The sequence below is a fragment of the Streptomyces sp. LHD-70 genome, assembly GCF_031157275.1.
GTDB lineage: Bacteria > Actinomycetota > Actinomycetes > Streptomycetales > Streptomycetaceae > Streptomyces.
The window spans coordinates 72,204-86,859 of record NZ_JAVIFW010000001.1 but is presented as its reverse complement, the minus strand read 5'-3'; the positions used below and the strand labels follow the sequence as shown (position 1 = coordinate 86,859).

Below are 14,656 nucleotides of genomic sequence, written 5' to 3'. Positions count from 1 at the left end.
CCCATGACGACGGATGTACGGGTACTGCAGCCCGACGACTGGGAGCGCTGGTTCAGCGGTCTGGAGCTCGCCTTCGGGGGCGTGCGGGAGCCCGATGAGGCGCGCGCCTTCTTCCGGGACGTCACCGAGTTCGAGCGCTCCCTGGGCGTCTGGGACGGGGACGGGACCGTCGGAACGGCGGGCGCGTTCTCGTTCCGGATGACCGTGCCGGGCGGCGCGGCCGTGGCCACGGCGGGCGTCACGATGGTCAGTGTCGCGCCCACGCACCGGCGGCGCGGCATCCTGACGTCGATGATGCGGCGCCAGCTCGACGACGTACGCGCCCTGGGTGAACCCCTCGCCGTGCTCACCGCGTCCGAGCCCGCGATCTATGGCCGGTTCGGGTACGGCGTCGCGACGCAGCGCCTCGGCGCCCGCATCCGGACCGATCACGTACGCCTCCAACTCCCGCCCGGCACCGAGGAGTTCACGCTCCGGCTCGCGGAACCGGCGGACGTCCTCGACTCGTGCGAGGCGGTGTACGCCCGGCAGGCGGCGGCGCGCCCCGGGATGCTCGTGCGGCGGCCCGGCTGGGAGCGGCAGGGGGTGATCGACCCGGCGCAGGAGCGGGCGGGCGCCTCGGCGCTGCAGTGCGTGCTCGCCGAGCGCGGCGGCGAGGTGGCGGGGTATGCCCGGTATCGCCTGAAGCCGGAGTGGGAGGGCGCGGGCGTTCCGGCCGGGGTGGTCACGGTGGAGGACCTGGAGGCGTCGGAGCCCGGCGCGTACGCGGCGCTGTGCCGGTACCTCTTCGACCTGGACCTGATGTCGACGGTGGCGATGCGCAACCGCCCCTCCGACGACGCCTGGCAGCACCTCGTCTCCGACATCCGCCGCTGCTCGGTGGCGCTGCGGGACGGCCTGTTCCTGCGGCCGGTGGAGGTGGGCGCGGCCCTGGAGGCACGGACGTACGCCACGGACGTGGATGTCGTCCTGGACGTCTCCGACCCGTTCTGCCCCTGGAACACCGGCCGTTGGCGGCTGTCCGGCGGGCCGAAGGGCGCGGTCTGCGCGCGCACCGACGACCCGGCCGATCTCACCTTGTCCGTACGGGAGTTGGGGACCGTCTACCTCGGCGGGTTCTCCCTGGCCGCTCTCGCGGCGGCGGGCCGGGTGCGGGAGGAGCGGCGCGGCGCGCTCGCGGCGGCCTCGCTCGCGTTCTCCGGCACGGCGGCGCCGTGGCTGCCGCACGGGTTCTGAACGGGCCTGCCCCGTACGGGAGTTGCCCTGGGGCCCGTCTCCCCGAGACGGTGAGACGGGCCCTAGCGTCGCTGGCAGTCCGGGCACCAGAACAGATTGCGGGCGGCGAGATCGGCGGTGCGGATCTCGCCGCCACAGATGTGGCAGGGCTGGTTCGCCCTGCGGTAGACGTACACCTCACCGCCGTGGTCGTCGACCCTCGGCGGGCGGCCCATCGCCTCCGGGGTGTGCTCGGGCCGGACGGTGTCGATGCGGTTGTGGCGCACGCCCTCCCGCATGAGCCCGACCAGATCATCCCAGATCGCGGTCCACTCGTCGTACGCGAGGTCCCTGCCGAGGCGGTACGGGTCGATGCCGTGCCGGAAGAGGACCTCCGCGCGGTAGACGTTGCCGACGCCCGCGATGACCCTCTGGTCCATGAGCAGCGCGGCGACGGTGGTGCGGGAGCGGGAGATCCGCTGCCACGCCTTGTCCGGGTCGTTGGTGGTGCCGTCGACGGGGCGCAGCGGGTCGGGGCCGAGGCGCTCGTGTATCGCCTGCTTCTCGGCGTCCGTGATCAGCGCGCAGGTCGTGGGCCCGCGCAGGTCCGCGTACGCGGTGGGGCCGACGAGGCGGAGGCGGACGGTGTCCGTGGGCGGCGGGGCGGGTACGTCGCCGAAGTTCAGCTTGCCGAAGAGGCCGAGGTGGATGTGGACGTGGCCGACCGGGCCGAAGCCGAGGAAGAGGTGTTTGCCGTGGGCGTCAGCGGTGTCCATGAGCTGGTGGTCGAGGAGGGCCGCGGCGTCGCTGAACTTGCCCTGGGGGCTGGTCGCTCTGACCTTCCGGTCCTGGAAGCGGTCGCGGTGGTCGGCCGCCAGGCGGTGGATGGTGTGCCCCTCGGGCACGGCGGTCTCCTTACACGTTCGTGTACGGGTGCGGCCCGGTGGCACGGGTTCGAGCCCCTCCCCGCCCCTTCCCGAAAGCCTGCGGCGCTTCGGGGGCGCTGCCCCCGGACCCCCGCTCCTCAAACGCCGGAGGGGCCTGATTTTCCAGCCCCTCCCGCGAGTGAGGCGACCTCGGACTTACGGCTGCTGCGGGTGGTGCGCCGGTACAGGAGGCAGCTCGCCCGTGGTCTCGTAGGCCGACAGCATCTCGATGCGGCGCGTGTGGCGCTCCTCGTCGGAGTACGGGGTCGACAGGAAGATCTCCACGAACTTCGTCGCCTCGTCGAGGGTGTGCATGCGGCCGCCGATCGACACCACGTTGGCGTTGTTGTGCTCGCGGCCGAGCGCGGCGGTCTGCTCGCTCCAGGCGAGGGCGCAGCGGACGCCCTTGACCTTGTTCGCGGCGATCTGCTCGCCGTTGCCGGAGCCGCCGATCACGATGCCGAGGGAGTCCGGGTCCGCGGCCGTCCGCTCGGCGGCGCGGAGGCAGAACGGCGGGTAGTCGTCCAGGGCGTCGTAGATGTGGGGGCCGCAGTCCACGGGCTCGTGCCCATGGGCCTTGAGCCACTCGACGAGGTGGTTCTTGAGTTCATAGCCGGCATGATCCGAGCCGAGGTACACGCGCATGCGTCTGAGTGTGGCACGGCGGGGAGGGTGGGGCCGCCCCGGGTCGGGAACCGGCCTCGGGCCCGGAGTGGCCCTTGCAACGATCCGGAGTCAGGTCTTCCGTATATCCGAGTCAGAGGATTGAATGCATGGGCTCGTAACCCGAGAACTTAAGGATTCGTCCATGACCTCGCAACCGTCCCTTGCGAAGCAAGACAGCCCTTCCGCACCCCCGGAAGAGGCTCCGTCCGGTGACGGCCTGAAGGCGGGGCTCAAGAACCGCCACCTTTCCATGATCGCTATCGGTGGTGTGATCGGAGCCGGCCTCTTCGTCGGTTCCAGTGCCGGTATCGCGGCGGCCGGTCCCGCCATCCTCATCTCGTACGCGCTCGTCGGCGTGATGGTCGTGCTCGTGATGCGGATGCTGGGCGAGATGGCCGCGGCGAATCCGACGTCGGGCTCGTTCTCCGAGTACGCCGACCGGGCGCTGGGCCGGTGGGCCGGGTTCTCCATCGGCTGGCTGTACTGGTTCTTCTGGGTCGTCGTCCTCGCGGTCGAGGCGACCGCGGGCGCGGTGATCCTGGAGGGCTGGATACCGTCCGTGCCGCAGTGGGCCTGGGCGCTGATCGTGATGGTGGTGCTGACCGCCACCAACCTCGTCTCTGTGGGCTCCTACGGTGAGTTCGAGTTCTGGTTCGCCGGGATCAAGGTCGTCGCGATCGGCGCGTTCGTCGCGATCGGCATGCTGGCCGTGTTCGGTGTGCTGCCCGGCTCGGACAACCCCGGCGCGGGATTCGCGCACCTCACCGACGCGGGCGGATTCTTCCCCAAGGGAGCGGGCGCGATCCTGACCGGTGTGCTGATGGTGGTCTTCTCCTTCATGGGCAGCGAGATCGTCACGCTGGCCGCCGGTGAGTCGGAGAACCCGCAGCGCGCGGTGACCAAGGCGACCAACAGCGTGATCTGGCGCATCGCGGTCTTCTACCTCGGCTCGATCTTCGTCGTCATCACCCTGCTGCCGTGGAACGCCTCGGCGATCGTGAAGGACGGCTCCTACGTCGCCGCCCTGAACTCCATCGGCATCCCGCACGCCGGCCAGGTCATGAACGTCATCGTGCTGACCGCGGTGCTGTCCTGCCTCAACTCCGGCCTCTACACCGCCTCCCGCATGGCCTTCTCCCTCGGCAAGCGCGGCGACGCCCCCAAGGCCTTCGCCAAGACCACGTCCAGCGGGGTGCCGCGGGCCGCGATCCTCGGCTCGGTCGTCTTCGGCTTCGTCGCGGTGTTCTTCAACTACAAGTGGCCCGACACCGTCTTCGCGTTCCTGCTCAACTCCTCCGGCGCCGTCGCCCTGTTCGTCTGGCTGGTGATCTGCTTCACCCAGCTCAAGATGCGCGGCATCATCCTGCGCGAGATGCCCGAACGCCTCGTCGTCAAGATGTGGGCCTTCCCCTATCTGACCTGGGCGACCATCGGCATGATCTCCTTCGTCCTGGTCTACATGCTCTTCGACGACACCGGCCGCGAACAGGTCCTCCTCTCCCTCCTCGTCGCCGCCCTCGTCATCACCATCGCCGTCCTGCGCGAACGCGGCCGCACCCGCGCCACCACCGGCACCGACCTGAACACCGAACTCGACGCCTGACCCACCCCACACCCCCGTTTCAGCGCCCCCCTCGGTGACCACCACCGAAGGGGGCGCTGTCGTACGCCTGCCGTAGGGCTCCAATACGGCTCTCGTACGGAGAAAAAGTTGACGGAAGTTGTCAGGTAACGCGGTGAGAGTGGCCGCATGACCGAGAACCGGACCTCCTCAGCACTCCCCCTCCCCGACACCCGCGGCCCCGTCCTCCGTCCCGGCGACTCCGGGTACGACGAGGCGCGGCAGGGCTTCCAGACCGCCTACGCCCATCGGCCCGCGCTCACTGTGGGCGCCGAGAACGCCGACGACGTACGGGCCGCGGTGCGGTATGCGGGCGCGCACGGGCTCCGAGTCGCCGTGCAGTCCACGGGACACGGGCTCGCCGCGGCGGCGGGCGACGACGCGCTGCTCGTCGCCACCGGCCGGATGAAGGGCCTGCGGATCGACCCGGCGGCCCGTACCGCCCGCGCCGAGGCCGGGGTGACCTGGGCCGAGGTGATCGCGGCGGCCGCCGGGCACGGGCTCGCGCCGCTGAACGGCTCGGCGCCCGGCGTCGGCGTCGTCGGCTACCTCACGGGCGGCGGACTCGGCATCCTGGGGCGGCGGTTCGGCTACGCGGCCGACCACGTGCGCTCCTTCGACCTCGTGACCGCCGACGGCGCGCTGCGGCACGTCACGGCCGACACCGGGCCCGAGCTGTTCTGGGCGCTGCGCGGGGGCGGCGGCGGGCTCGGGGTCGTCACGGCGGTGGAGTTCGACCTCGTGCCGCTCGCCGAGGTGTACGGCGGTGTCCTGGCCTTCGCCGACGAGCAGGTGCCGGGGGCGCTGGCCGCGTACCTGACGTGGACGGAGGGCCTGCCCGAGGAGCTGACGTCTTCGGTGGCCCTGATGACCTGGCCGGACGCGCCGTTCGCGCCGGAGGCGTATCGCGGGCGGTACGTGCTGGCGGTGCGGGTCGCGTACACGGGGAGCGCGTCGGAGGGCGCCCGACTGGTCGCTCCGCTACGGGAGTTGGGGCCGATGGCCGACGACCTGCGGGTCATGCCGTACGCCGAGAGCCACACGATCCACAGCGATCCGCCGTATCCGCACCCGTACGACGGGGACAACGCGCTCGTCACGTCGGTGCCGGGGGCGGCGCTCGGCGCGCTGACCGGGGAGTCGGCGCGGGCCGGGGCGGTGGTGCAGATCAAGCATTTGGGCGGGGCGCTCGGGCGGGAACCGGAGGTGCCGAACGCGGTGGGGTTCCGGGGGGCGCGGTATCTGGTGACGGTGCTGTCGGCGCTGTTCGAGCTGGACCGCTCGGGGGCTCGGGCCCTCCACGCCCAGGTGCTGGCGCCGCTCGCGGAGGTCCGGCTCGGGCGGAACCTCAACCATCTGTTCGGGGAGCACGAGGAGTTGGCCGTACGGGACGCGTACGAGCCATCCGCGCTGCGGAAGTTGGGGGCGGTGCGGGCGGCCTGCGACCCGGCGGGGATGTTCGCCGCGGGGTCGTGCTGATCCCCTCCCAGCCCCTTCCCGAACTGGGGCTCCGCCCCAGACCCCGCTCCTCAAACGCCGGAGGGGCTGAATTGTCAGCCCCTCCGGCGTTTGAGGAGCGGGGAGGGGAAGAAGCCTCAGCCCCGACGACCCGCCAGCTTCCACGCCGACGGCAGCACGCCCATCGCCAGCGCAGCCTTCAGGGCGTCGCCGATGAGGAAGGGGACGACTCCCGCTGCGAGGGCGGCAGTGAAGGAAAGACCCGTGGCGGCCATCAGCCACGGCACGCCGACCGCGTAGATCACCAGCGAACCGAAGGCCATCGTGCCCGCCATCCGCAGCGCCGACCGGTCACCGCCGCGGCGGGCCAGCTCGCCGACCATCGTCGCGGCGAGCAGCATGCCGAGGATGTAGCCGAAGGACGCCCCGCCCCAGCCCGCGGTGCCGTCCTGGAACCACGGGACGCCCGCGATGCCGGCGAGCACGTACACCGCGAGGGCGGCGAAGCCGCGGCGGGCGCCGAGTGCGGTGCCGACGAGGAGCGCGGCGAAGGTCTGGCCGGTGACCGGGACCGGGGAGCCCGGCACCGGGACGACCACCTGGGCGGCGAGCCCGGTGAGTACGGCGCCGCCGGCGACCAGCGCGGCATCGCGGGTGCGCGAGGCGGGCAGCAGGTCGGCGAGGACCTGGCCGGGACGGGTGGTGACGGCTGCGGTGGCCATGGGACTCCCTGGCAGGACGTGGTGCGGCGGTGGTGGTACGGGACGGTGCGACGTTAGCCCACAGCCCTACGCGACATCACCATGAGGCGCTGACAAAGCGGCCGTTGGGGAGTTGGTGTGATCCACACAAAGCAGCGGTCCCACACCTCCACCCCGCGTGACCCGCATCACTCCAGGCCAGCGCAGCAGCACCGCTTTTGCGGAATGCGGGGTACCGGGGAGAGACTGTGGGGTCCCACCAAATCGCTGAGAGCGCCCACCACATGCACGACTCCCCGGCCCCCGCGGCCGCGCCGCAGGACCCGAAGCCGCCCCTGGAGGAGTCGGAGCCGCTCTCCCACGCCCTGAAGCAGCGGCATCTGACCATGCTGGGCCTCGGCGGCGTGATCGGCGCCGGGCTCTTCGTCGGCTCGGGCGCCGGGATCTCCGTCGCCGGACCCGGCATCGTCCTCTCGTATCTGATCGCGGGCACGCTCGCGATGCTCGTGATGCGGATGCTCGGTGAGATGTCCGCGGCGATGCCCGCCTCGGGTTCGTTCTCGGTGCACGCGGAGCGGGCGATCGGGCGCTGGGCCGGGTTCAGTGTGGGCTGGCTCTACTGGATGCTGCTCGTCGTCGTGCTCGCCGTGGAGGCGACCGCGGCCGCGCAGATCGCGCACGGCTGGGTCGGGTCCGTACCGCAGTGGGCCTGGGTGCTGGTCTTCATGGTGTTCTTCACCGGCGCGAACCTGGCCGCGGTGCGGAACTTCGGCGAGTTCGAGTTCTGGTTCGCCCTGCTCAAGGTCGTGGCGATCGTGCTGTTCCTCGTCCTCGGCGCACTCGCGATCTTCGGTCTGCTGCCGGACACCGATCCGGTCGGGCTCACCAACCTCACCGGCGAGGGCGGGTTCCTGCCGAACGGCTGGGAGGGCGTGGTCTCCGGCGTGCTCGCGGTCGTCTTCGCCTTCGGCGGCCTGGAGGTCGTGACGATCGCGGCGGCCGAGTCCGCCGACCCCGCCCGCTCGGTGGCCCGCGCGGTGCGCAGCGCGGTCTGGCGGATCCTGTTCTTCTACGTCGGCTCGATGCTGGTGATCGTGACCGTGCTGCCGTGGACCGCGCAGCAGGCGGGGCTCAGCCCGTACGTGACGGTGCTCGACTCGATCGGGGTGCCCTCGGCCGGTCAGATCATGAACATCGTGGTGTTCGTGGCGCTACTCTCGGCGCTCAACGCCAACCTGTACGGCTCGTCGCGGATGATCTTCTCGCTCGCCGAGCGCGGGGAGGCCCCGAGGTCGCTGCTCCAGGTGTCGGGCGGCGGGGTGCCGCGGCTCGCGGTGCTCGCCTCGGTGGCGTTCGGCTTCGTCTCCGTACTGCTCAACCTGAAGTGGCCGGACTCGGTCTTCAAGTACCTGCTCAACTCGGTCGGCGCGGTCCTGCTGTTCGTGTGGGCGCTGATCGCCGTGTCCCAGCTGCGGCTGCGGCGGCAGATCGAGCGCCGGGCGCCGGAGCGGCTCGTACTGAAGATGTGGGGCTTCCCCTGGCTCACCCGGGCGTCCCTTGCCGCGATCGCCGCGGTGGTGGGGCTGATGCTGACCGACGCGGAGGCGCGGCCGCAGCTGCTCTGGTCGACGGGTGCGACGGCCGCCGTGATGGCGATCGCGGGGCTGCGCGAGTGGCGAGCGCGACGGCAGCACAACGCGCGGTGACCGACCGCACACTTCAAGTCAAAGAATTGTCCGGATAGCGAGCTGGATCTTCTGCTGAGCGGAGACGGCACTCACACTGGCCGGACTTCTACCGTCTCACGTACTGGACTCCCCTCGACCATGTCTCGGACAACTCTGGATAAAGAGCAAGATTCGGGTACTTCCGCCGACGCACGTCCTGACGCACGTCCGGACGCACGTCTCGGCAACGGCCTGAAGCAGCGCCATCTCTCGATGATCGCCCTCGGCGGTGTGATCGGTGCCGGACTGTTCGTGGGCTCCGGTGCCGCGATCGCCGCGGCCGGACCGTCGATCATCATCGCGTACGCGATCTCCGGCGCCCTCGTCATGCTCGTCATGCGCATGCTGGGCGAGATGGCCGCCGCCAACCCGGCCTCCGGCTCCTTCTCGGTGCACGCCGAGAAGGCCATCGGCCCGTGGGCGGGCTTCACCGCCGGTTGGTCCTTCTGGTTCCTGCTCTGCGTGGCCGTGGGCCTGGAGGGCATCGGCGCCGCGAAGATCGCGCACGGCTGGGTCCCGAGCGTGCCCGAGTGGGCGTTCGTGGCGCTGTTCATGCTCCTCTTCTGCATCACGAACCTGGTCTCGGTGCGGAACTTCGGCGAGTTCGAGTTCTGGTTCGCCGCGCTGAAGATCGGCGCGATCGTGCTCTTCCTCGGCATCGGCGTCGCCGCCATCGCGGGCGTCCTGCCGGACCACGAGCCGCCGGGCCTGTCCAACCTCACCGGCGAGGGCGGGTTCTTCCCGAACGGCAGCGAGGGCCTGATCGTCGGCCTGCTCGCCTCGGTCTTCGCGTACGGCGGTCTGGAGACGGTCACCATCGCGGCGGCCGAGTCGGAGCACCCGGTCAAGGGCGTGGCGAAGGCCGTGCGCACGGCGATGTGGCGCATCGCGATCTTCTACGTCGGCTCGATGGCGGTCATCGCCACCCTCGTCCCGTGGAACAACCCGGCGCTGCCCAACCCCGACAAGGGTTCGTACGTCGTGACCCTGGAGGCGCTCGGCCTGCCGGCCGCGGGCCAGATCATGAACGTGGTCGTCTTCATCGCCCTGCTCTCCGCGATGAACGCCAACATCTACGGTGCCTCCCGCATGGCCGGCTCGCTCGTCGCCCGCGGTCAGGGTCCGAAGCTCCTCGGCAAGATCTCCGGCGGCGTCCCCCGTGCTGCCGTGATGACCTCCAGCGTCTTCGGCTTCGTCTGCGTGCTGCTCAGCTACTGGTACCCGGAGACGCTGTTCGCCTGGCTCCTGAACATCATCGGCGCGATCATCCTCGTCGTCTGGTTCTTCATCGCCTGGGCCCAGCTGCGCATGCGCAAGAAGCTGCAGCGCGAGGCGCCGGAGAAGCTGGTCGTGAAGATGTGGCTCTACCCGTACCTGACGTGGGTCGCCCTGGCCGGCATGGCCGCGGTCTTCGTGCTCATGGCGCGCGAGGAGGGCACGCGGATCCAGCTGTACTACACGGGCGGCCTGACGATCGTGCTCGCCGTGATCGGCTACGTGCTGCAGCAGTCCAACTCCGTGAAGGCCGCCCACGCCAAGGTCGACACGCTGGCCGCCGAGCTGGAGGACCTGAAGGCGGGCAAGCTGCCGCCGGCCCCGGCGGGCGGTGACGCGGGCGCCGAGGCCGAGGCCGAGGCTTCGGAGGAGGCCGCGGAGGAGGTCCCGGCGGAAGCCGCCGCGGAGGCTGAGCCCCAGGCCGACGTCGAGGCCGAGTCCGAGTCCGAGGAGAAGAAGGCGGAGGACGCCAAGGCCGAGGACGAGTCCCCCGAGGCCTCGGAGGCTTCCGGCGACGACGCCAAGGCCGAGGAGGCGGAGGACGCCAAGCCCGAAGCCGATTCCGACTCCGACTCCGACTCCGACTCCGACTCCGACTCCGACAAGCAGAAGGCCGACGCCAAGCGCTGACCCGGCCCCCTGTCTCGTACGACCGAAGGCCCCCTCCCGGACACCCGGGCGGGGGCCTTCGTCATGCGCGTCCGTCCGGGGGTCCGCCCCACCGGAACGATCTCTTGCTGCTAGCCTGCATTTGCAAGTCAGTTGCAATAAGCGTTGGAGGGGAACCCGATGGCCGTCTACACACTTCCTGAACTCCCGTACGACTACGCGGCCCTCGAGCCGGTCATCAATCCGCAGATCATCGAGCTGCACCACGACAAGCACCACGCGGCGTACGTGAAGGGCGCGAACGACACCCTCGAGCAGTTGGAGGAGGCGCGCGACAAGGAGTCGTGGGGGTCGATCAACGGCCTGGAGAAGAACCTGGCCTTCCATCTCTCCGGGCACATCCTGCACAGCATCTACTGGCAGAACATGACCGGTGACGGCGGCGGCGAGCCGCTGGCCGCCGACGGTGTGGGCGACCTCGCGGACGCCATCGCGGAGTCCTTCGGTTCGTTCGCCGGGTTCAAGGCCCAGCTGACCAAGGCCGCGGCCACCACGCAGGGCTCCGGCTGGGGCGTCCTCGCCTACGAGCCGGTGAGCGGGCGGCTGATCGTGGAGCAGATCTACGACCACCAGGGCAACGTCGGCCAGGGCTCCACGCCGATCCTCGTCTTCGACGCCTGGGAGCACGCCTTCTACCTGCAGTACAAGAACCAGAAGGTCGACTTCATCGACGCCATGTGGGCCGTCGTCAACTGGCAGGACGTGGCGAAGCGGTACGCCGCCACCAAGGAGCGCTCGTACAACCTGCTGCTCGCCCCCTGAGGACGAGCAAGTCCCCAGAACGCCCCACCTCGTGATCGTCTTCTCCACCTTCACCGGGCGGGCGGAATGAGGAAAGGCCCCCGAGAGGACATGACTCTCGGGGGCCTTTCTGTTCTTGAACGGGTCAGTCCAGGTTGGAGAAGTCCGGCTCCTTCGTGCGGGTGCGCTTCAGCTCGAAGAAGCCCGGGGTCGAGGCGACCAGGAGCGTGCCGTCCCAGAGCTTCGCGGCCGCCTCGCCCTTCGGGGCCGGAGTGACGACCGGGCCGAAGAACGCGACCTGCTCGCCGTCCGCGCCGGGCACCGCGATGACGGGCGTGCCGACCTCCTGGCCGACCTTGTCGATGCCCTCCTGGTGGGAGGCGCGCAGCTCCTCGTCGTACTTGTCCGAGTCGGCGAAGTCGAGGAGCGAGTCGGGCAGGCCCACGTCCTTCAGGGCGGCGGCGATCGCCTCGCGGGTCGCGCCCTCGCCCCGGTTGTGGAACCGCGTGCCCATCGCGGTGTAGAGGTCGCCGACGACCTCGTCGCCGTGCAGTTGCTGCGCCGCCGTCACCACGCGGACCGGGCCCCAGCCAGTGGAAAGCAACTCGCGGTAGCGCTCGGGGAGTTCGTCCAGGCGGTTCTCGTTCAGGACGCTGAGGCTCATCACGTGCCAGCGGACCGAGACCGGGCGGACCTTCTCCACCTCGAGCATCCAGCGCGATGTCATCCAGGCCCAGGGGCACAGCGGGTCGAACCAGAAGTCGGCGATGACCGTGTCGTTCGACGCCTTGGTCGTCATGTCTCTCCTCGTACGGAATCCAGTAGCCGTCGTGCGCGTCCGGTGGTCCATAACAGCGGGCGCGGCCCGGGCATTCCCGGATGTCCGGTCCCGCACGCACATGGCAGGATCGGGAAACACTCGAACACGCAGCACAAACCGAACGAGCCCAGAGGAGTGCTTGTGCCCGGTGAGAACCTGTCCCGTGACGAGGCCCGTGAGCGGGCCGCCCTGCTGTCCGTCGACGGGTACGACGTCGCACTCGACCTGCGGTCCGCCATCGGGGGCAGCGAGACCGGGACGCGGACCTTCCGGTCGGTGACGACGATCAGGTTCCGCTGCAACGAGCCGGGCGCCGCGACCTTCGCCGACCTGATCGCCCCGTCCGTCACCGCCGTCTCCCTGAACGGCACGGACCTCGACCCGTCCGAGGTCTTCGACGGCTCCCGCATCGAGCTTGAGGACCTGCGCGCGGAGAACGAGCTGGTCGTCGACGCGCAGTGCGCCTACAGCCGGACCGGCGAGGGCATGCACCGCTTCGTCGACCCCGAGGACGGCGAGGTGTACCTCTACACGCAGTACGAGCCCGCCGACGCCCGCCGGGTCTTCGCCAACTTCGAGCAGCCGGACCTGAAGGCGCCGTACCGGATGGAGGTCACGGCGCCCGAGGGCTGGAACGCGTGGTCCAACGGGGTCGGTGAACTGGTGGACGGCGTCTGGCGGTTCGCGGAGACCAAGCCGATCTCCACGTACATCACGGCGTTCGTCGCCGGTCCGTACCACTACGTCACGGACACGTACGAGCGGATCTTCGAGGACGGTACGCGGCTCACCGTCCCGCTGGGCGCGATGTGCCGCAAGGGGCTCGCCCGGTACTTCGACTCCGACGACGTGTTCCTGGTGACGAAGCAGGGCCTGGACTTCTTCCACGACCACTTCGACTACCCGTACCCCTTCGGGAAGTACGACCAGGCGTTCGTGCCCGAGTACAACCTGGGCGCGATGGAGAACCCGGGACTCGTCACCTTCCGCGAGGAGTTGATCTTCCGCGGCAAGGTGACGCAGGCGTCGTACGAGCGGCGGGCCAACGTCATCCTGCACGAGATGGCGCACATGTGGTTCGGCGACCTCGTCACCATGCGGTGGTGGGACGACCTGTGGCTCAAGGAGTCCTTCGCGGACTTCATGGGCTCCTTCTCGATGGTCGGCGCGACCCGTTTCACCGACGGCTGGATCACCTTCGCCAACAACCGCAAGTCCTGGGCGTACCGCGCCGACCAGTTGCCCTCCACGCACCCCATCACCGCCGATATCCGTGACCTGGAGGCGGCCAAGCTCAACTTCGACGGGATCACGTACGCCAAGGGCGCCTCCGTGCTGAAGCAGCTCGTCGCGTACGTCGGGCAGGACGCGTTCCTGGAGGGCGCGCGGCGCTACTTCAAGCGGCACGCGTACGGGAACACGGAGCTGGGTGACCTGCTGTCCGCGTTGGAGGAGACCTCCGGGCGGGACATGGGCGGGTGGGCCCGGTCGTGGCTGCAGACGGCGGGGGTCAACTCCCTCACGCCGCTGGCCACTTACAACGCCGAGGGCCGGATCACGGAGTTGGCCGTGATCCAGGAGGCGGTCGAGTCTCACCCCGAACTGCGGCCGCACCGCGTCGCCGTGGGCCTGTACCGGCTGAGCCCGGACGGTGAGCTCGTGCGGTACGCGCGTGCCGAGACCGATGTGGACGGGCCGCGCACCGTCGTCGCGGAGCTGGCGGGCGAGGAGCGGCCCGCGCTGATCCTGGTCAACGACGACGACCTCACGTACTGCAAGATCCGTTTCGACGAGGGGTCGCTTGACACGCTCCGCGCCCACCTCGGGGATCTGACCGACCCGTTGGCGCGGGCCCTGTGCTGGTCGGCCATGTGGAACCTGACGCGGGACGCGCTCATGCCGGCGCGGGACTTCATCGGCCTGGTGCTTCGGTTCGCCGGGCAGGAGAGCGACATCGGTGTGCTGCAGATGCTGCACGCCTGGGCCCGTTCCGCGCTCACCCACTATTCCGCCCCCGACTGGCGCGCGGAGGGCGGGCGGCTCGTCGCCCAGGGCGCCCTGCGCGAGCTGCGGCTCGCCGAGCCGGGCAGCGAGCACCAGCTGACCTGGGCCCGGTTCTTCGCCTCGGTCGCGTCGGCCGACGTCGATCTGCAGTTGCTCCAGGGGCTCCTCGACGGCACCGCGAAGATCGACGGGCTCGACGTCGACCAGGAGCTGCGCTGGACCTTCCTCGAACCGCTCGCCGCGCACGGCCGGGCCGACGAGGCCGCGCTTGGCGCGGAGTTGGCGCGCGACGACACCGCGTCCGGCAAGCGGCACCAGGTGCGGTGCCTGGCCGCGCGGCCCTCGGCTGCCGTCAAGGCACAGGCGTGGGCGCAGGTCGTGGAGTCGGACGCGCTGTCCAACGCGCTGGTCGAGGCGACGATCGCCGGGTTCGCGCAGCCGTCGCAGCGGGAGTTGCTCCCGCCGTACGCGCCGAAGTACTTCGCCGTCCTTGAGCGGGTGTGGGAGGAGCGGTCGATCCAGATCGCGATGCATGTGGTGCGGGGGATGTTCCCGGCGCTGCTCGACTCCCCGCAGACGCTGGCGGACACCGACGCGTGGCTGGCGTCCCACGCCGATGCCGCGCCCGCGCTGCGGCGGCTCGTCCTGGAGGCTCGGGACGACCTCGCGCGGGTGCTGCGCGGGCAGGCGTGTGACGCGGGGGCGTAGTCCTCGTACGGAACGGGGGTTCGGGGCCTGGCGCCCCGGACCCCCGTTTGTCCGACGGGGCGAACTTGTGACAAGTCAGGTGAACGCCTACCCGTAACCCCCGAATGGACCTGCGCCTTTCGGTT

Annotated in this window: 10 protein-coding genes and 1 pseudogene; 7 read left to right on the top strand and 4 right to left on the bottom strand. The window is 70.4% G+C overall.

The features are described from left to right. Positions 1 to 3: 3 nt before the first annotated feature. Entirely contained in the window at positions 4 to 1,236 is a 1,233-nt protein-coding gene (locus RCO28_RS00355; protein ID WP_308938854.1) for a GNAT family N-acetyltransferase, read from the top strand. A 62-nt stretch (positions 1,237 to 1,298) separates the two neighbouring features. Here RCO28_RS00355 and RCO28_RS00350 read toward each other — a convergent pair whose 3' ends face one another. Together RCO28_RS00350 and RCO28_RS00345 are read right to left on the bottom strand one after the other, a co-directional pair. Further along, on the bottom strand, positions 1,299 to 2,120 hold the full coding sequence (locus RCO28_RS00350; protein ID WP_308938853.1) for a DNA-formamidopyrimidine glycosylase family protein: 822 nt from the start codon (positions 2,118 to 2,120) through the stop codon (positions 1,299 to 1,301). A gap of 177 nt (positions 2,121 to 2,297) precedes the next feature. Continuing rightward, a complete protein-coding gene (locus tag RCO28_RS00345; RefSeq protein WP_308938852.1) occupies positions 2,298 to 2,786 on the bottom strand; it encodes a ribose-5-phosphate isomerase in 489 nt (162 codons plus the stop codon). 163 nt (positions 2,787 to 2,949) lie between these two features. Between RCO28_RS00345 and RCO28_RS00340 the strand changes: the two genes are divergently transcribed. After that, a complete protein-coding gene (locus RCO28_RS00340; protein WP_308938851.1) occupies positions 2,950 to 4,410 on the top strand; it encodes an amino acid permease in 1,461 nt (486 codons plus the stop codon). Between the two features lie 147 nt (positions 4,411 to 4,557). Continuing rightward, positions 4,558 to 5,907, top strand: coding sequence for an FAD-binding oxidoreductase (locus RCO28_RS00335; RefSeq protein WP_308938850.1), 1,350 nt, complete (start codon positions 4,558 to 4,560; stop codon positions 5,905 to 5,907). A gap of 116 nt (positions 5,908 to 6,023) precedes the next feature. Here RCO28_RS00335 and RCO28_RS00330 read toward each other — a convergent pair whose 3' ends face one another. After that, positions 6,024 to 6,608 (bottom strand): biotin transporter BioY, encoded by a 585-nt coding sequence (locus tag RCO28_RS00330; protein ID WP_308938849.1) that lies wholly within the window; start codon positions 6,606 to 6,608, stop codon positions 6,024 to 6,026. Between the two features lie 263 nt (positions 6,609 to 6,871). Between RCO28_RS00330 and RCO28_RS00325 the strand changes: the two genes are divergently transcribed. The 3 genes and pseudogenes from RCO28_RS00325 (at position 6,872) to RCO28_RS00315 (ending at position 11,020) form a co-directional block, all read left to right on the top strand. After that, positions 6,872 to 8,293, top strand: coding sequence for an amino acid permease (locus tag RCO28_RS00325; protein ID WP_374991090.1), 1,422 nt, complete (start codon positions 6,872 to 6,874; stop codon positions 8,291 to 8,293). A gap of 120 nt (positions 8,294 to 8,413) precedes the next feature. Next, positions 8,414 to 9,832: pseudogene (locus RCO28_RS00320) on the top strand (amino acid permease); the annotation flags it as partial. 546 nt (positions 9,833 to 10,378) lie between these two features. Further along, the gene (locus tag RCO28_RS00315; protein ID WP_308938848.1) at positions 10,379 to 11,020 is read left to right on the top strand and encodes a superoxide dismutase; all 642 of its coding nucleotides are present in this window, start codon (positions 10,379 to 10,381) and stop codon (positions 11,018 to 11,020) included. 124 nt (positions 11,021 to 11,144) lie between these two features. On the opposite strand, the gene RCO28_RS00310 is transcribed toward RCO28_RS00315, so the two are convergent. After that, positions 11,145 to 11,798: a DsbA family protein gene (locus RCO28_RS00310; protein ID WP_308938847.1), complete on the bottom strand. Its 654-nt coding sequence runs from the start codon at positions 11,796 to 11,798 to the stop codon at positions 11,145 to 11,147. Positions 11,799 to 11,960: 162 nt separating this feature from the next. Here RCO28_RS00310 and pepN point away from each other — a divergent pair, with 162 nt between their 5' ends. Next, complete coding sequence (pepN, locus tag RCO28_RS00305; protein WP_308938846.1) at positions 11,961 to 14,531, top strand: aminopeptidase N; 2,571 nt, start codon at positions 11,961 to 11,963, stop codon at positions 14,529 to 14,531. Positions 14,532 to 14,656 lie beyond the last annotated feature (125 nt).